The 16,802-nt window shown below is 65.9% G+C and carries 14 protein-coding genes, 1 tRNA gene and 1 riboswitch; of the genes, 4 read left to right on the forward strand and 11 right to left on the reverse strand.

Features of this window, described 5'->3' with window-relative positions:
• The 7 genes from VIM61_14500 to VIM61_14530 form a co-directional block, all read right to left on the reverse strand.
• Positions 1-2,365, reverse strand: a 2,365-nt coding sequence (locus VIM61_14500; protein HEY8901620.1) for a hypothetical protein, incomplete at its 3' end; no start/stop codon positions are given.
• Positions 2,366-2,375: 10 nt separating this feature from the next.
• Complete coding sequence (locus VIM61_14505; protein HEY8901621.1) at positions 2,376-4,322, reverse strand: BatA domain-containing protein; 1,947 nt, start codon at positions 4,320-4,322, stop codon at positions 2,376-2,378.
• A complete protein-coding gene (locus VIM61_14510; GenBank protein ID HEY8901622.1) occupies positions 4,319-5,248 on the reverse strand; it encodes a DUF58 domain-containing protein in 930 nt (309 codons plus the stop codon). Before VIM61_14510 ends, VIM61_14505 begins: the two co-directional genes overlap by 4 nt.
• A 38-nt stretch (positions 5,249-5,286) precedes the next feature.
• Positions 5,287-6,309 carry a MoxR family ATPase gene (locus VIM61_14515; protein HEY8901623.1) on the reverse strand — a complete coding sequence of 341 codons (1,023 nt, stop codon included), beginning with the start codon at positions 6,307-6,309 and terminating at the stop codon, positions 5,287-5,289.
• Positions 6,306-8,915: a transglutaminase-like domain-containing protein gene (locus tag VIM61_14520; protein ID HEY8901624.1), complete on the reverse strand. Its 2,610-nt coding sequence runs from the start codon at positions 8,913-8,915 to the stop codon at positions 6,306-6,308. The genes VIM61_14515 and VIM61_14520 overlap by 4 nt, the downstream gene beginning before the upstream one ends.
• Before the next feature lie 111 nt (positions 8,916-9,026).
• On the reverse strand, positions 9,027-9,467 hold the full coding sequence (locus VIM61_14525; protein HEY8901625.1) for an NYN domain-containing protein: 441 nt from the start codon (positions 9,465-9,467) through the stop codon (positions 9,027-9,029).
• A gap of 12 nt (positions 9,468-9,479) precedes the next feature.
• Entirely contained in the window at positions 9,480-9,728 is a 249-nt protein-coding gene (locus tag VIM61_14530) for an NIL domain-containing protein (protein ID HEY8901626.1), read from the reverse strand.
• A 124-nt stretch (positions 9,729-9,852) separates the two neighbouring features.
• On the opposite strand from VIM61_14530, the gene VIM61_14535 reads away from it, so the two are divergent.
• A complete protein-coding gene (locus VIM61_14535; protein HEY8901627.1) occupies positions 9,853-10,590 on the forward strand; it encodes a DUF1080 domain-containing protein in 738 nt (245 codons plus the stop codon).
• Positions 10,591-10,719: 129 nt separating this feature from the next.
• Here VIM61_14535 and VIM61_14540 read toward each other — a convergent pair whose 3' ends face one another.
• Both VIM61_14540 and thrC read right to left on the reverse strand, forming a co-directional pair.
• The gene (locus VIM61_14540; GenBank protein ID HEY8901628.1) at positions 10,720-10,992 is read right to left on the reverse strand and encodes a ubiquitin-like small modifier protein 1; all 273 of its coding nucleotides are present in this window, start codon (positions 10,990-10,992) and stop codon (positions 10,720-10,722) included.
• A gap of 25 nt (positions 10,993-11,017) precedes the next feature.
• Positions 11,018-12,289 (reverse strand): threonine synthase, encoded by a 1,272-nt coding sequence (gene thrC / locus VIM61_14545; protein ID HEY8901629.1) that lies wholly within the window; start codon positions 12,287-12,289, stop codon positions 11,018-11,020.
• A 63-nt stretch (positions 12,290-12,352) separates the two neighbouring features.
• Positions 12,353-12,481: riboswitch (SAM riboswitch) on the reverse strand.
• Positions 12,482-12,756: 275 nt separating this feature from the next.
• On the opposite strand from thrC, the gene VIM61_14550 reads away from it, so the two are divergent.
• Positions 12,757-12,828, forward strand: a tRNA-Lys gene (locus VIM61_14550).
• Positions 12,829-12,996: 168 nt separating this feature from the next.
• A complete protein-coding gene (locus VIM61_14555; protein ID HEY8901630.1) occupies positions 12,997-13,440 on the forward strand; it encodes a hypothetical protein in 444 nt (147 codons plus the stop codon).
• Positions 13,441-13,494: 54 nt separating this feature from the next.
• On the opposite strand, the gene VIM61_14560 is transcribed toward VIM61_14555, so the two are convergent.
• The gene (locus VIM61_14560) at positions 13,495-13,749 is read right to left on the reverse strand and encodes a hypothetical protein (GenBank protein HEY8901631.1); all 255 of its coding nucleotides are present in this window, start codon (positions 13,747-13,749) and stop codon (positions 13,495-13,497) included.
• 146 nt (positions 13,750-13,895) lie between these two features.
• Complete coding sequence (locus VIM61_14565) at positions 13,896-15,020, reverse strand: alanine--glyoxylate aminotransferase family protein (GenBank protein ID HEY8901632.1); 1,125 nt, start codon at positions 15,018-15,020, stop codon at positions 13,896-13,898.
• Between the two features lie 138 nt (positions 15,021-15,158).
• Here VIM61_14565 and VIM61_14570 point away from each other — a divergent pair, with 138 nt between their 5' ends.
• The gene (locus VIM61_14570) at positions 15,159-16,790 is read left to right on the forward strand and encodes a peptide ABC transporter substrate-binding protein (protein ID HEY8901633.1); all 1,632 of its coding nucleotides are present in this window, start codon (positions 15,159-15,161) and stop codon (positions 16,788-16,790) included.
• Positions 16,791-16,802: the final 12 nt, after the last annotated feature.

Raw genomic sequence — 16,802 nt, forward strand, 5'->3', positions numbered from 1 at the left:
GGCCGGGAGATTGGCCGGGAGATTGGCCGGGAGATTGGCCGGGAGATTGGCCGGGAGATTGGCCGGGAGATTGGCCGGGAGATTGGCCGGGAGATTGGCCGGGAGATTGGCCGGGAGATTGGCCGGGAGATTGGCCGGGAGAGGGGTGATTAGCCGGCGGGTTATTCGATGGTTCGCCGGAGGTGTTTCCGGAGGGGGATTTCTGGCCGCCGTCTGCTTTCGGATCGGCGAGGCGCTGGAGGTTTGCGCGGGTGCGCTGGAGATCGTCGATGAGGCGGGCGAGTTGCTGGGTGGTGAGCGGAGTGCGGTCGGATTGCTGGCTGGCGCGGTCCGCGATGTCCTGAAGGCGGTCGGCGGTTCTGGTGGCGAGCGCTTCGTCCCGCGGCGTTTCCTGGAGGCGGTCGAGGGCCTTCCGGAGATCCTCCTTCGAGAGGGAGCGGGCCATGTCCATGAGGCGTTGGGCGGACTTTTGTGAGCCGGCCTCCTGCTGTTTGCGGGCGGCCTCGGCAACGGCCTGCGCGGTCTCGCGGGCTCTCCTGGTCGCTTCCTCGGCCTGTTTGCGGGCGACTTCTTCCGAGCTCTGGCGCGGGGCGTTGCGAGCGGATTCGGCGGCGGTGCTGAGGTCGCGGAGGGCTTTGACGAGGGCTTCGCGGGCCTGCTGGTCGCCTGCGCGGTTCATGGCTTCCACGGCGAGCTGAAACTCGCGGGCGGCGGCGGTGGCGGGCTCCTGCGCGGCGGCGGGATCACCGTTGTCGAGGCCGCGCAGGGAGGTGCGGGCCAGGTCGCGGCCTTTCTCGAGGTGGTCGAGCACTTCGGGAACGAAGACCTGGCCGTTGGCAAGGGCGCCGGCCCGCTGGCTGATCTGCGTCTGCCGCTCGGCGAAGGTGCCTTCGATCTTTTTGGGGTCAGGCTTGTCGTCGGTGGCCGGAGTGGGCGATGGAACGGAATCCGGATGCGCGAGGTCATCGGCGAGGCGGCGCTGCTCGGCGGCGATGAGTTCGAGCGCGCCGGCCTGGGTGTCGAAGCGCTGTTTGAGCTCCAAGGCCTTCTGGCGCTCGAAGGGATCCTTCACGTTTCCGGGATTATTCTTCTGGCGACCATCCCTGGCCGCCGTTTTGATCATAAATTTTTCGACTTCGGTGAGCAGGCTGAGGGCCTTCCCCTGTGGCGCGAGGGCGGGCTGGTTCTCGACGATCTTGATCTTCTCCGCGGCGGCGGCCATCGCGGGCTTTGCCTGCGTCACGAGGTTCACGATCTCGGCTGCGGCGCCCTCCTCGATGAGCTTGTCGAGGACCTGCTGGGTCTTATCCACGAGCAGGGCCTGATCGCGACCGACGCGGTCGTTCTCCTTTTTCCAGACGGGATTCGCGTGGTCGAGGTCGGTGTGGGCGAGGAAGAAGTTCTCCTTGAGGAGGCGAAGTTGGGCCGCCTTGAGGGCCTTCAGAAGCGGGAAGGAGGCGAAGACCTCTGCGCCGGGGAGTTCCTGCACGTCGTCGCGGAAGGGCTTGATCTGGACGAATTGCACCGGCGAGGTGGTCTCGGGAAGGTTGCGCGCGTCGATCCGCCGGGCGTGAAGGTAATACGAGACGATGTCGTAGGGCTCGACCTCGATCTGGTCGAGGTAGAGCGACGCCTCGATGGGGTGCGAGCCGGCTTGGTCGATGCCGGGCGGATCGAGCGCGGTGCTGAGCTTTGGTGCGCCGTTCACGGAAATTTCGAGGGTGGCCTGGGAGAGGCCGCTCGATGACCTTGCGACGGCGGCGAAGGGCACTTCCTCGATGGAGGTCGCCTGGGTCTCGGCCTCGGGTGTCTTCCACTCGATGCTGGCTACAGGCTCGGGGGACGGCGTGGGCTTCGGTTTGGCCTGCGCCGTGGCGGGAGCGGGCTCCCACGGGCGTGTCCAGGCGAGCCAGAGGAGGGGGTGCAGTGTGGCGAGCAGGGCGACGAGCAGGGCGAGGGCGACGAGGGGGAGTCGACTCGGGCGCGCCTTCGGCACGTGCGAGAGGTAGTCGGCGGTTTCCTCGCGCTGGGCACGAGCGATGGCGCCGGGATCGTGTTGCAGCTCGATCGAAGCCTCGATGCGATTCTTGGCGGAGAGTCGGTCGTCCAGCTCTCGGGCGTGCTGAAGCAGGCTGCGCTCGCGCACGACCCACGCGAGGCATGTCGCGGCGAATGTCACGCCGAGACCGGCGAGAGCCCATGTCGGGGCTGCGGAGCCGGTCTTGAGCTTGTCGAGCGAGGGGTGCAGCCACCAAAGGGCGCCGAGGGTGAGGGCGAGGCCGGTGGCGGCGACGCCGAGCGGCCAGGCGGTGCGAAGCCAGCGGGCATGATCGCGAAGCAAATGATCGGGGGGCCTGGGGGTCATGGCTCGGGATTCACAGCGCGGTGCGGTTGGCGAGGGCGAGTTCTCCGAGAAGGAAGAGGCCTCCGGCGGCGAGCACCCACCACCACAGGCGCTGCTGACTTTCGGAACGCTCGTCGTCCCGGGGCGAATCGGCGGGTGCGGAAACGACGCGAGCCGCCTCCGGGACAGCCTGGCCCGTGAGGGCGAGGAGCTGGGCGGGCTTGGGCCATGGCGCGAGGCTGGATTCCTCGAGCGAGGGATTCACGGCGTAAAGCCGGCGGATGGAGCCGACGGTGAGTTCGTAGATCCCGGGAACTTCGGCGCGAACGCCTCCGGACACCTCACGGCTCTCCCGTCCCCCGGGGCCGGCGATGGCGCGCCACGTCCCGCGGCCCTCGGGCGCGGGGACCGTGTCTCCCACGCGCCAATCCTGCCGAGTGGCGGCGAAGGCGCCGAGCCAGCGCACGGCCTGGTGGATGAATGGCACAAACGACGCCGCGGTCGGCCAGCTCGTCGCGTCGCGGGTGGGCGGGAACCCGGCGACGAGCAGGCGACGACCGCCGTTGCTCCATTCTGCGAGCGCCGCCTGGCCATCGGGCCAGTTTGCAAGCGGGGTGAGCGCGTCGCCGCTGAGATCGAAGCCTCGCGTGAATTCCACGTCGAGGAGCGGCAGAAGATTCTGGCCGCCGTAGGCCTCGAGGATCGGATGCGAGGTGTCCCAGTCGCGAAGATGCGCGGGGGCGTCGGCAGGCGCCCGAGGGGAAATCTGGATGCCATGTCGGGCGAGCCAGGCGGCTTGCGCAGGCGACCCGTCGACGAAGATCCAGACCGGGCCACCCGCCGAGACGAAGCGGTCGAGCTCCGTGACGAGCGGTGCCTGGAAGGCGGCGTCGCCGCGGAGGAGCACCGGCGTATCCGCCGGCCAGGAGCCGCCAGGCAGCGAGGATGGCTCGAGGGCGCTGGCGTCGAGGCGCTGCGTGGCGCGCAAGGCGTGAGCAAGGAAGTCGACGCCGGGAGCGGTGTCGAGCAGCACCCTGTTGCCGGATCTGGCATCGATTACGAGCCAGGCGACGTCGTCGGCCGGGAGGTCGTCGGGATCGAGCGCGATCTCGCAGGAAGTCGGGGGGGCGCCTTTCGGAAGTGGCAGCGAGATCGCGTTTTCGCCGAACTTGAGATTCACCGTCTGCCGCGCGAGCACGCGATCTCCGTCTCGAACGGTGATCTCGCGGCGGTCGCGATCCGGGGCGTCGAGGCGCACGGTGGCGGAGATCGAGTCTGCGCCGGGGATGACGCGGACTCGCGTGATCACGCTCTGTCGCTGGGGGATGGGTGCGGCTTCGCCGAGGCGGAGCTGGATGCCGGCCGGCAGCGGCTGCGAGAGGTCCACGCCGGTCCAGCCGGTGCGCTGTTCGTCGGCAACCCACACAAGGGTGCGTTGTTTCGCAGTGGTGGTTGCGAGCGCCTCGGCGGCCATCGCCAGCGCGGGCGCGTATCGGGTGGCTTCGTAGCCGGGCTTTGCGGCGAGGAGCGCGGCGCGCACGGTTTCGAGATCCTCGGTGAGGGGCACGAGCCACGCGGGTTGCGGAAACATCGTGAGCACGGCGGCCTGGTCGCCAGGGCCGAGGGCTTGCAGCTCGTCGAGGGCGCGCTTGCGCCACGTCTCCCAGCGGTCGCGGGTCTGCATGCTCATGGAATTGTCGAGGGCGATGACGACGAGGTGACGGTGCTCGTCGAGGACATCCTTCCAGAACGGACGCGCGAAGGCGGCCGCAATCGCGGCGATCACGAGGCAGCGCAGGAGCAGGGTAAGCCAGCGTTGCACCCGGTGGCGGCGGGCGTCGCGAATCGCGGTGACGCCGAGGAAACGCAGCGAGGGAAACAGGATGGAAGTCCGCGGCTTTCTGCGGAGGAAGTGGAGCAGGAAGGGCAGGCCGATGAGGGCCGCGCCTGCCAGGAAGCCGGGAAGGAGCCAGCTCACGGATGTTGGGCCCGGCGGGCGAAGTAGCTCGACAGCGCCTCGATGGGCGAGGCATCCGTGCGAAGGCGGACAAGGTCCCCGCCGGCGTCACGGAAGGTCTCCTCGAGGCGGATGCAGAATTTGGAGAAGCGATCGAGGTAGCCCGCGCGGGCGGCGGCAGGGTCGAGGCGCAGCTGCTCGTTGCTCTCGATGTCGATAAAACGCCCGGCGGAGTCGAGGTCGAAGTCGATCTCCACCGGGTCGAGCACCTGGAGCGCGAGAAGGTCGTGGTGGTCGTAGCGCAATCGTTGCAGGGCGGCCTCGAGCCGGTCGTCCTCCTCGTAGAAATCACTGGCGATGACGACCAGCGAACGCGGTGGCAACAGCTCGGCGAGGTCCTCGAGCCCCTTCGCAAGGCGGGTCTGCCCGCTGGGTTCGACTCCCTCGAGGCGACCGACGAAGGTGCGCCAGTGCGGGAGGGACGATCGGGCGCGCAGGTGATCGTGGAGTTCGTCGCTGACGGCGGTCAGGCCGAAGGCGTCCCCCTGCCGCTGGGCGAGCAGGCCGACGGCCGCGAGGGCGAGGCGGGCGTGGGCCAGCTTCGTGGGGATCTTCGCCCGTGAGCGGAAATGCATCGACAGGCTGGTGTCGAGAACGAGGGAAACGTGGAGCTGGGTCTCGTCCTCGTATTGCTTCACGTGGAGACGATCGGTGCGGCCGAAGAGGTGCCAGTCGACGCGGCGCAGATCGTCGCCGGGTTGATAGGTGCGATATTCGGCGAACTCGACCGACGAGCCTTTCTGCGGACTGCGGTGCCGGCCGCAGAGGAAGCCGTCGACGAGATAGCGCGCGCGTAGCTCGAGCGACGGCAACTCCGCCAGCAGCGCGAGGTCGAGCGGCGGGAGCGGATTCCGACGGCGCTGCGCCTGCCTGGTTTCCCAGGGCATGGGCGGCGGTCCGGCCGGAGGCAATGGCGGAGGCTGGCTCACCGGATGGTGTCGAGCAGACGGTCGATGATCTGGTCGACGCTCTGTTTGTCGGCCTCCGCGCGATAGTTCGTGATGATGCGGTGGCGCAGCACGAGCTTGGCGGCGCGCCTGATATCCTCCCGCGCGACGTTGAAGCGGCCGTCGAGCACGGCGAAGGCCTTGCCGGCGAGGGCGAGGTATTGCGAGGCGCGCGGGCCGGCGCCCCATTGCACGTAGCGGGTGACGAAATCGGGTGCGCGGGATCCGGTGGGCCGGGTGGCCTGCACGAGAGACACGGCGTATTCCGCGACGGATTGCGGCACGGGAACGCCGCGCACGCCGCGCTGGAGGGCGAGCATTTCCGGGCCGCTCCATACGTGGGAGAGCGGCTCCTGCCTGCCGGAGGTGGTGCCGAGCAGGATGCGCACCTCGTCGGCGTGCGAGGGGTAGTCGACGCGGAGGTTGAACATGAACCGGTCGAGCTGGGCCTCCGGCAGCGGGTAGGTGCCCTCCTGTTCGATGGGATTTTGCGTGGCGAGCACGAAGAACGGCGCCGGCAGCGGGTAGGTCTTGCCAGCAACGGTGACATGACGCTCCTGCATGGCCTCGAGCAGGGCGGCCTGAGTCTTTGGCGGGGTGCGGTTGATTTCGTCCGCGAGCAGGAGGCTGGCGAAAATCGGCCCGGGCATGAAGCGGAACTCGCGTCGACCGTCCTGCGTTTCCTCGATGATCTCGGTGCCGGTGATGTCGCTCGGCATGAGGTCCGGCGTGAACTGGATGCGCTGGAAGGGGAGGTCGAGAATCTCCGCCAGCGTGCGAACCAACAGCGTCTTCGCGAGGCCAGGCACGCCGATCATGAGCACGTGGCCCTGCACGGCGAGGGCGACGAAGAGGTCGCGGATGATCTCGTCCTGTCCAATGATGCGGCGGCCGAGTTCCGTGGCGATGCGCTGGTAGCGCTGGGGCGCCGAGCGAAGGATTTCGATGTCCTCGCCGGTGAGGTCCGACGCGGATGGAGGAACGGTGGGCATGCTGCTCATAAAAGGGGACTCGGAGTTTTGAGGGCGTGTTGCCAGCCGCGGATGGCCTGGCGGAGGGCGGCGTAATCGGAGGCGGGGACGACCGGCTTCATCAGCTCGACCCTGGCCGTGCGCCGCAAGGTGTGGTCGTCGACCTTTTCCCACGTCACGCGAAGCTTCTGTCCGGCAGCGTCGGCGGACCATTGGGCGGGCAGGGACTTCGGCGGCGAGCCGCTGAAGCGGAGAACGAGAGACTGAGTCACGGCGAGGGGCTGGGCGTCGTTCATCCACACCGGTCGGTTACGGCTGGGGGCGCTAAAATACTCGAATCCGGGCGTCTCGATGCGAGGGAGGTCGCCGCTGGGAGCGCTGAGCGCTGCATGGATTCTCATCTCGCCGCCGAGGGCGCTCACGTCGCTGACGCCCGGCTTCGAAAAATCCGCTTCGGGCCAGAGCCCGGCGAGGAGGTGGTAGATCGTGGCGTCCCGCTGCGTGGGAGCGAGGCCGCGAAAGGTGCGCCGGACGGCGTCCTCGGCAAAGCCCGTGACGGTGCGCTGGAACTGGCCCGTCCATTCGCCGTCGAGCGTCTGGTGGAGCGTCCATTCGTCGTGAATCTCCGAGAGCGTGCCCGCGTCGCTGCCGACGGTCTTGAACTCGGCGGAGTCCTTCGTGAAGACGAGTCCGGCGCGGCCGAAATCTCCGGGTGGCACGAAGCCGAATGGCGTAACGCTGTCGGTCGAGTCGAGCCAGAGGTCGGCGGGCTGGCCGTCCTTCGGGGAAGCCGGCACATGGGCGATGGCGTGATTGAACTGCCAGCTCGGGAAATTCACGTCGGTCACGGAGCCGCGGTTCAGCAGGACGAAGCGTGCGTCGATGCCCTGGCAGCGAAGCAGGGCGACGATGAGGTTTGCCTTGTCCTTGCAGTCGCCGAACCGGTTCGCGAGCACCTCGGCGGGTGTGCGCGGCCGGAAGCCCTGCACACCGAGCTCGATGGCGACATAGCGCAGCGAGGAGACGAACTCGAAGTCGCGCTGGATGATTTCGAGCCGCGACCGGGCTCCCGCGGCGAGTTCCGCCGCCGTCTTTTTCACGGCGTCGTCGACCTTGTCGGAGCCCTGGGCGAGCCGGCGATACCAGGCGGCGAAGTCCTCCCACGAGGGCAGGGAGCTGATGCCGACGGAGGTGAGCCAGAGCTGCGGCGGCGGGTCGCCCGGCAGGACATCGAGCGCCGCGAGCGGCCCGAGTTTCCAGCGATAGATCCGCCGGCCGTTTTCCGAAGCGATCTCGGGATTTGCGGGATCGTTGTTGAGGGCGACGCGGAAGGAGGGCTTCTCCGGCACCCGAATCTCGAGTTCCGTGGCGAGGGCGGGTGCGGATTGCTGGACGGGGAACCACTCGGAAACATGCGGGAGGGTGGCGTTGAGCAGCTGGCGGGTGCGGAAGCCGACCTCGACCACGCAGCCGGCCCGTGCGCCCGGAAGGAAAACCTGCGCCATCGCCGTGCAGGTGCCGGAGGTGGGATCGGTGGCCTGCGGAAGTTTTGCGGGATTGAAGGCGGTGACCGAACCTTCAGGCTGGATCACCCGAGCCACCTCGAGCTTCGACGTGATGCCCGGCGGATTCTGCGGAAGAAACCAGTTTGCCCACTGCTCGACGGCTTCATTGCGGACAATGAAGACGCGGTAAAATTCGGAGCGGTCTGTCGTGCGGTCGTCCTCGACGGTGAAGCCGATACGTTGGGCGAGAACGAGTGCGGCGTGATTTTCGGGATTCGGCACGGCCCGGGCGTCGGCCACCATTTTCCGCGTTTCCGCCGTGGCCGCCTGGTGTTCCCACTCCGCCTTCGGGTTCTGAATCCTGACGTCGATTTCTGCCGCGCCGATGAGTCTCCCGGCGGGCGGGGATTCCGGCGCGGGCGCGTCGTGGACAGCATTCAGATCGACGCCGAATGGCGGCTCGAGGATGTCGGCGCTGGCGGGATCGACGAGGCGGCCGTGCTCGATCTGCGCCAGCTGGGAGCGGGTGTATTCGTCGGAAACGGCGGCGGCGGCCCGGGCGGCGATCGTGAGGAAATCGGAAGAGGGATTCCGGGTGAGCGTCTCGGCCCAGGCCGCGGGCATGCGGGGGCGATCGCCTTCGCCCGGTGCTGTGGCCGCGAGCGCGCTGAGGCGTGGCCCTCGAAGGATGGGCAGGTAGTCGCCGGCGTCGTTGGTGCCGATGAAGACGAATCGTCGAGCCGGAATCGCCGCGAGCGCGGACTTCAAATCCGTCGCGGTGAGTCGCGGACCGCTGATCTGGAACGCGGGCTCGCCCTCCTTCGCGCGGCCCGAGAGCCCATAAAGCACCAGCCAGTATTCATCGCTCGCTCCGGTATCGGTCGCGGCCCGAATTTTCTCCAGAATGGCCGCCCGACTGGCTTTCCCGCCCAGGATTTCAACACGATCCGCGGGAATTCCGCGTTTGACGAGAGCCGCCTTCGTGGTGGCCGCGAGGGCCTGAAATTCGTCCGCGTTCTGGGACGATCCGCTCAGGCCGGTGACGATGAGCGCGCGCGGAGTGGCCTGCAAAAAAAGGGGGAACGTGGCGCCGAGGAGAACCAGAGCGACAGCCGCAGGGGAACGGTTCATTCTGGGACCCTTCGCTAGGGAAGATTGGTGGGTTAGGCAAGAAAGTTTGAGGGCGCGTAGGAAACTTCCTGCGATCTTTCCGGGAAGACGCTCGATCCGCCTACTTTCCGGCTATTTTTTTCGACGCAGGCGCCTGATCTGGTCGGCGACGTCGGCTTCGGAGTCGCGGAGGTCCAGGGCCAGCATTTCAGACGAAATCCACGACCCGCCGAAGGATTCGACCGTGGTGCGCTCGAGATTGTCGTCGGTGGCGACGGTGATGTCGTATTTCGAGGCGTAGGTCGCCACGAGGCGCTCGATCACGGAATCGGCAGTCTGGCCATCCTTCGAGTAAAAGACCTGAATGCTGGCGGGTTCGCTGGCTTCGTTGGCGCGCGCACCTTTGCCGTCGAAGACGACGATGACATGCCGACCGGTGGCGTCCTGATGCCGCGTGAGCAGGGCCACGAGCCGCTCGCGGGCGGCGGCGCCCTTTTTCGCATGCAGAGCCCGAAGGTCGGGCCACTGGAAGATCATGCTGTGGCCGTCGACGATCAGGACGCGTGACCGCATGACGGGATCAACTCAGCCTTCGATCGTCTGGATCTCGACGGGCTCGACCTTCACGCCGATTTCCTCGAGCCAGGCGATGGCGCGTTTGATTTCCGAGCGCTCGCCGTCGAGTTCGAGCGAAACGAGCCCGATTTCGTCGGTGACGCTGCACTGGCGCACGTTCGTGACGATCGCAAAATTTTTGCCGAGCTCGTAGATGACCGGCCGCGTGATGAGGCGCGCCGGATACATGAGCCAGAGGCGGGTTGCTTGTTCAGCCATGCCTGCGAATCTACAAAAGAACGCGGAAGTGGCGAAGAAAATGGTTGTCATAGACAGACTCACATCGGCGAGTCCTTGACACTGCCCCTCTCCGGGATATGCCTCGGCAATTCGGCTCCCTCTCATGCGTCGCATTTCGATCGTCTCCCTGCTTGTCTCGCTCATCGCCTGTGCGATGGCCGCCGATCCGCCTCCCGAAGCCACCGAGGTCTGGTCGCCCGTGCCTGGAAAAGTCTCCCCGGGAAAGACGGACGGGGCGCCCCCCTCGGATGCCGTGATTCTCTTCGACGGGAGAGACCTTTCCGCGTGGGAGACCGAACGAGGAGGGGCCGCAAAATGGATCGTCGAGGACAATGCGTTCGTGGTCCGGCCAGGCACCGGCGCCATCCAGACCCGCGAGCATTTCTCGGACTGCCAGCTCCATCTCGAGTGGATGGTTCCCGATGGCGCGCCGTCGGCCCAGAAAGGTCAGGCCCGAGGCAACAGCGGCGTGTTCCTGCAAGGCCGCTACGAGGTGCAGATCCTCGATAGCTACGACAACCCGACGTATGCGAACGGTCAGGCAGGCGCGATCTACAAGCAGTTCAGCCCTCTTGTGAATGCCTGCAAGCCTGCCGGCCAGTGGCAGAGCTACGACATCATCTTCACCGCGCCGCGCTTCGCGGCGGACGGCTCTCTCATCTCTCCCGCGAAGGTTACCGTCCTGCAAAACGGCGTCCTGATCCAGAACGACGCTATCCTCCGAGGTCCGACGACGTTTCGCGGGGAGCCTGCCTACCGCATGCACGGCCCGGGCCCGGTGACGCTGCAGGACCACGGCAATCCGGTGCGATTCCGGAACGTCTGGCTACGCAGATTGTAACGCGGTCTGGAGCGGTCTCGGAAATTCGGTAGCCACAAGGAGGCGTAGGAGTTCACGAAAGGCACGCATGGCTCCCCATAACGGACTTTCCTCGTGCCTTCCTGCGACTATGAAGCTTGGAGAAGTCTCCTAGCCCCCGGCGATCGCCGGGACGATGCTGATCTCGTCGGTGTCCTTCACGACGGTTGCCTTCTCTTCGAGGAAGCGGATGTCTTCGTCGTTCACGAAGATGTTCACGAAGCGGCGGACGTTGCCTTCTTCGTCACAGAGGCGCTCGCCGAGGCCAGGGAAGGTCGCGTCGAGGTTCGTGAGGATGTCGCCGATGGTTGCGCCCTCGGCGGGGACGACCTCCTGGTCGCCGGTGAGCTTGCGGAGCGGGGTGGGGATACGGACTTGGGCCATTTTCGGTTCTTTCTGTTTTTAAATCTTACGAGGCGGCGGCGGTTTCGAGGCCGGCGAGTTCGTCGGCCACGAGGGCTTCGAATTCGCGCAGGCTGGGCTTGATGACGCGCGGGACGCCGCATTTGTCGTGGATCGCTTCCTGCGTCTTCAGGCCGTGACCGGTGATGCAGAGAACGATGGATTCATCGCGGGGGAGCTTGCCGGACTCGATGAGCTTCTTCGCGCAGGCGACGGTGGTGCCGCCGGCGGTTTCCGCGAAGATGCCCTCGGTCTCGGCGAGGAGCTTGATGCCCTCGATGACTTCCTCGTCGGAGACGTCTTCGGCGCTGCCGCCGGTTTCCTTCATCGTGCGAATGGCGTAGTAGCCGTCCGCCGGTGTGCCGATGGCGAGCGATTTCACGATCGTCTCGGGCTTCGGCACGGGCTTCACGATGTCGGTGCCCTTCTTGAGCGCCGTGCTGATCGGCGAACAGCCGCTGGCCTGCGCGCCATAGACGGAGAACGGCTCCGCGTCGATGATGCCGACCTTGGCGAACTCGGTGTAGGCCTTGTGAATCTTCGTGAGGAGCGAGCCAGAGGCCATCGGGATGACCGTGTGCTTCGGCGTCTTCCAGCCGAGCTGCTCGACGATCTCGAAGCCCATCGACTTGCTGCCCTCGGCGTAATACGGGCGCAGATTCACGTTCACGAAGCCCCAGCCGTATTTGCCGGCGATCTCGGAACACAGGCGGTTCACCTGGTCATACGGGCCCTCGATGCCGACGACGTTCGTGCCGTAGACGAGGGAATTGACGACCTTCGAGCGCTCGAGGTCCGACGGGATGAGCACATAGCTCGTGAGGCCGGCGGAAGCGGCGTTTGCGGCGACGGAATTCGCGAGATTGCCGGTCGAGGCGCAGGCGACGACCTTGAAGCCGAGCTCGCGGGCGCGGCTGAGCGCGACGGAAACGACGCGATCCTTGAACGAGAGCGTCGGGTAATTGACGGTGTCGTTCTTGACGTAGAGTTCCTTCACGCCGAGGCGGGCGGCGAGGCGATCGGCCTTCACGAGCGGGGTGAACCCGACCTGCGTGCCCACGGTGGGCGCGCCATCGATCGGGAGCAGCTCGCGGTAACGCCACATGCTCTTCGGGCGCGACTCGATGGCCTCGCGGGAGATCGATTCCTTGATCGCGTCGTAGTCGTAGGCGGCTTCGAGCGGGCCGAAGTCGAATTCGCAAATGTGGATGGCCTGCTTGGGGTAGAGGCGACCGCATTCGCGGCACTTGAGATTACTGAAGAAAGGTCTGTCGCTCATAAAAATTCTCGTCGAATCGAGAGTGAGCGGGTGAGACAAGCCGCCCGTGAGTCGAGCGTTTGCATCCCATCTTTCCCCGCGGCTTGCGCCCCGGAGCAGGATTTGGCACCTGGCGTCCCGCGGCGCTTGCGCGTCACTGAACCGGTTGCCGTGGCTTCATCGGGCCTGTCCCTCTGCCACTCTCGATAAGATTGCGGACAAATTAGGGCGGACCGCGGGAGCGTCAAGCGATTTCTCGGGACGCTTGCCGTCCGTCGATCGCTCCTGGCCGCTATTTTTTCTTCCCTTTGAATGATCCCGCTCCAAGGCTGGGCCGCACCGAACTTGGGTGCCACGACCTTAACACGACCTTAAATAGGAAGAGACATCCCGATCGACGGGGCTTTTTGCCAAAAAAGTGGAATAGGGGCTTGGCAAGAGAGGAGTGATGTGCGACAAACCCTCTCCCCGAATTTCGGGGAATGCGAGCATCCCTAGCTCAATGGTAGAGCAGTTGACTCTTAATCAATTGGTTCCCGGTTCGAGCCCGGGGGGGTGCACTTCTTGAAATCGACGCGGTGCGTTGATTCTCATGACGCGAGATTTCCGTCTGCGCAGGCGAGTCGTATTCCGTCCGAATGTTGCCGGTCTCGGCGGTGACGAGTTCGTGAAGTTTCTGAAAATACTTCAGAAAGCCCGGGCTGCCTCGTTCGTAGTGAATTGGGGATATGTTCGCGCGATCATCGAGGCTGGATCTGCTTTCTTCGCCTTGGGGGCTCCCGGCGACGGCGAAGAGTATTCTCCGGGATGGCGACGCAGACGCGATCGAGAAGCTCTGGGCGAGCGCCACGGGGAAACTCGAGGGGGCGAATAGCCAATCGCCGGCCTGGAGATATCTGACTTCCGCGAAGGAATTGCTGTGCGCGCTGGCGCAGACCGAAACGCTGAAGGGCCGGCCGGAAACCTGGACGCCGACATGGGAGCAGGCGCGGGTGCTTCATCGCGCGGTGGGGCTGATGGACGACCTGATGGCGCGTCGCGTCACCGGCGGCGCGTCCGCGGTGGAGGTCGCCGTCGGCGGGGCGGTGACGGCGGCGCAATGGCAGCGCCTGCTCGTGGATTATCGCGTGCGGAAAAACCGGTTGATCGAGTCGATCCTCGACTGGGCCTGAAGAGAATCACCCGGAGGCGGTCGGCGCTCGCGCAGGGCGGCCGATTGGCGGCGATCAATCGAACGAAAGAAAGCTCTGGCGTCTCGGCCGGCGGTCCTCGGAGGTCGGTGTCGGATAGGGAACGGGCGGCTGACCGCTGCGCCCGATTCGAGCCCAGTGGGAGACGTTCCCGAGGGCGTCACCGCTTTGGGTGATGAAGCGGTCTCCGGAATAACCGCCCTCGATGACTTCGCGAGAGGTCACGAGCAACCAGAGGGCATTGCGGCCCGTGGACTGGGACGGCGGATTGGCGGCGGGGAACCAGGGCATTACGAGGGATTCGGGGGCTTTCCGCCTGCATCCCAAGGAGAGGTCTGGCGCGGGGCAGGTTCGAAATCGATCGAATGACGGACTTTTCGTCAAGGCCGTTCCGTGACGAATCTGTCACAAAGCGGCCCCCGGTCGCGCGAGACGCGTCAGCCCGCGTTGTCGCTGAGGACCTGGCCAAGGGCGTTCAGAACAATGTCCACGTTGTCGGCGGTGGACGATTCGCCCATGAGTCCGATGCGCCACACCTTGCCCTTCAACGGCCCGAGGCCGGCGCCGATCTCGATGCCAAAATCGCTCAGGAGTTTCGCGCGAACGCGGGCTTCGTCCACGCCTTCGGGCACAGTCACGGAGTTGAGCTGCCAGAGCTGGTGGCCGGGTTGCGAGGCAATCTCGAGACCGAGTTCGGCGAGGCCGGCTTTCAGGCGGAGGTGATTGCGCTCGTGGCGGGCGAATCGTGCCTCGAGGCCTTCCTCGAGAACGACGCGCAACGCTTCGTGCAGCGCGTAGTTCATCGAGATGGGGGCGGTGTGGTGATAAACGCGCTCTGCGCCCCAGTAGGAGGCGAGGAGGTTGACGTCGAGATACCAGCTCTGGACTTTGTGCTTGCGGCTGGTGGCCACGGCGAGGGCGCGGTCGCTCAAGGAAACGGGTGCGAGGCCGGGCGGGCAGCTCAGGCATTTTTGCGTGCCGCTGTAGACGGCGTCGATATCCCAAGTGTCGAGTTCGACCGGGCAGCCGGCGAGGGAAGTGACGGCGTCGATGAGCATGAGGGCGCCGGCCTCGTGGGCGAGCTTCGAGATTTCGGGAATGGGAGTGAGTGCGCCGGTGGAGGTCTCGGCGTGAATCATGGCGACGAGCTTGGGCCTCCGGTTCTCGAGAGCGGCGGCGATCTGGGCGGGTTCGATGATGCGGCCCCATTCGGCCTCGACCTTCGTGACGGTGGCGCCGCAGCGGGTGGCCACCTCGGCCAGGCGGCCGCCAAAGACGCCATTGATGCCGACGATGACTTCGTCGCCGGGTTCGATGAGATTCGCGCAGCAGAATTCCATGCCAGCGCTGCCCGTGCCGCTCACCGGAAACGTCATGCGGTTCTTCGTTTGGAAGACCTCGCGAAGCATGGCCTTGATCTCCTCCATCATGTCGACGAAGGCGGGGTCGAGATGGCCGAGGAGGGGCTTCGCCATGGCCGCCAGCACGGAGGGCGCCGCCATGCTGGGGCCCGGACCAAGGAGCAGTCGGGACGGAGGGTGAAAAGGAGCGATGCTGGACATGCAACCATCGTTTCATTGCGAGGGGGCGATTGCAACGCCGCGCCCGGAGGAGTCCTTCGAATTACCCGGATAAGCGCCGCCGCGGGCCAGGTATTCGCGGACTGGGGCGAGTTGAGCGGAGTGGCCGGCGGAAGCCAAATGTCCACGCAACGGGTGGCGGCGCGTCGGCGTTCCCGCTATGCATGGGGCATGTCGAAAATCTGCCGCCTCCTTTCTGCCGGGTTGCTCGCGGCGACTCTGCTTGTCGGATGCGGCCGGCCGGCAGACCGGGCGGACCTGACTCTCATCAATGGCGCCGAGCCGGAATCGCTCGACCCGGCGGTGATCACCGGGCAACCCGAGGGACGCGTCGTGAATGCGCTGTTCGAGGGGCTCACCACCTTTGATCGAGGGGGGCGTGCGGTCCCGGGAGTGGCGGAATCGTGGACGATCTCGCCGGATGGGAAAACCTACATCTTCAAACTGCGGGCGGGCGCCAAATGGAGCGACGGTTCGCCGGTGACGGCGCTGGATTTCGTGCGCTCGTGGCGGCGGACGCTCGCTCCCGACACGGCGGCGTCCTACAATTACCAGCTTTTCTACGTGAAGAATGCGAAGGCGTTTGCCGACGGGAAGGTGACCGATTTTTCACAGGTCGGCGTGCGCGCACTCGACGACCGCACGCTCGAGGTGCAGCTCGAAAATCCTACGCCGTTCTTCCTCGACCTCTGCGCGACGCCGCCGCTTCAGCCGGTGCCGACGCGCGTGATCGAGAAATTCGGCGACGACTGGATCAAGCCCGGCCGCCTCGTGAACAACGGCGCCTACCTGCTCGAGGATTGGCGGATCAACGACCGCATCCGGCTGCGGAAGAATCCGAACTACTGGGACCGGGCAAACGTCGCGCTCGAGACGGTGGATGTGCTGCCGATTTCGAAAGCGAATGTCGCCTTCAATTTCTACGCGAGCGGGGAGGCGGACCTCATGCTCGACAAGGGGCTGGCGCCGCCGGCGCTGCTCGACGAATTGAAGAAGCGGCCGGACTTCCACGCGGCGCCGTTTCTCGCGGACTATTTTCTGCGGTTCAATTGCGCCGAAGGGCCGTTCCGCGACGAGCGGGTGCGTCACGCGTTCGCCATGGCCGTGGACAAGGAACGCATCGTCAAGAAGATCACGCGTGCCGGTGAAGTGCCGGCGGACTCGCTGGTGCCGCCGGGAATCGAAGGTTACCGGTCGCCGGCCGGCTTGCGTTACGACCCGACCGAGGCCTCGCGGTTGCTCGCGGAGGCGGGATTTCCGAACGGGAAGGGGTTTCCCCTCGTGCGGTATCTCTACAGCGAGAGCGAGCTCAACGAGGCGATCGCGGTGGAACTTCAGAACATGTGGAAACAGACTCTCGGCGTGCAGGTCGCGCTGACGCGGCAGGAGTGGAAGGTTTATCTGAATTCGATGAACCAGCTCGACTACGACATTTGCCGGTCGAGCTGGGTGGGGGACTACCCGGACCCCAATACGTTCCTCGACATGTTCCTGACGGGCGGCGGAAATAACCGCACGGGCTGGAGCAACGCGGCTTATGACGCGCTCATTGCGGAGGCGGCGACGGAGGCCGACCCGGCGAAGCGTTTTGCGACGCTCGCGCGAGCGGAGGAGTTGCTTGTCGTGCAGCAGGCGGTGATCTGCCCGCTGTATTTCTACGTGGGAATCCAGCTCTACGATCCGGCGCGGGTGTCGGGAATCGAGGCCAACGTGCTCGACGAGCATCCGCTGCGATTGATGCGGCGGAGGTAGGCGGCCTCGCAA

This window comes from Chthoniobacterales bacterium (assembly GCA_036569045.1).
Taxonomy (GTDB): Bacteria; Verrucomicrobiota; Verrucomicrobiia; order Chthoniobacterales; family JAATET01; genus JAATET01.

Excerpts from the sequence above, each read along its gene's own strand:
- VIM61_14510 (HEY8901622.1), bottom strand. The coding sequence starts at position 5,248 with ATGCCCTGGGAAACCAGGCAGGCGCAGCGCCGTCGGAATCCGCTCCCG.
- VIM61_14515 (HEY8901623.1), bottom strand. The coding sequence starts at position 6,309 with ATGAGCAGCATGCCCACCGTTCCTCCATCCGCGTCGGACCTCACCGGC.
- VIM61_14520 (HEY8901624.1), bottom strand. The coding sequence starts at position 8,915 with ATGAACCGTTCCCCTGCGGCTGTCGCTCTGGTTCTCCTCGGCGCCACG.
- VIM61_14525 (HEY8901625.1), bottom strand. The coding sequence starts at position 9,467 with ATGCGGTCACGCGTCCTGATCGTCGACGGCCACAGCATGATCTTCCAG.
- VIM61_14530 (HEY8901626.1), bottom strand. The coding sequence starts at position 9,728 with ATGGCTGAACAAGCAACCCGCCTCTGGCTCATGTATCCGGCGCGCCTC.
- VIM61_14535 (HEY8901627.1), top strand. The coding sequence starts at position 9,853 with ATGCGTCGCATTTCGATCGTCTCCCTGCTTGTCTCGCTCATCGCCTGT.
- VIM61_14540 (HEY8901628.1), bottom strand. The coding sequence starts at position 10,992 with ATGGCCCAAGTCCGTATCCCCACCCCGCTCCGCAAGCTCACCGGCGAC.
- thrC (HEY8901629.1), bottom strand. The coding sequence starts at position 12,289 with ATGAGCGACAGACCTTTCTTCAGTAATCTCAAGTGCCGCGAATGCGGT.
- VIM61_14555 (HEY8901630.1), top strand. The coding sequence starts at position 12,997 with ATGTTCGCGCGATCATCGAGGCTGGATCTGCTTTCTTCGCCTTGGGGG.
- VIM61_14560 (HEY8901631.1), bottom strand. The coding sequence starts at position 13,749 with ATGCCCTGGTTCCCCGCCGCCAATCCGCCGTCCCAGTCCACGGGCCGC.
- VIM61_14565 (HEY8901632.1), bottom strand. The coding sequence starts at position 15,020 with ATGTCCAGCATCGCTCCTTTTCACCCTCCGTCCCGACTGCTCCTTGGT.
- VIM61_14570 (HEY8901633.1), top strand. The coding sequence starts at position 15,159 with ATGTCCACGCAACGGGTGGCGGCGCGTCGGCGTTCCCGCTATGCATGG.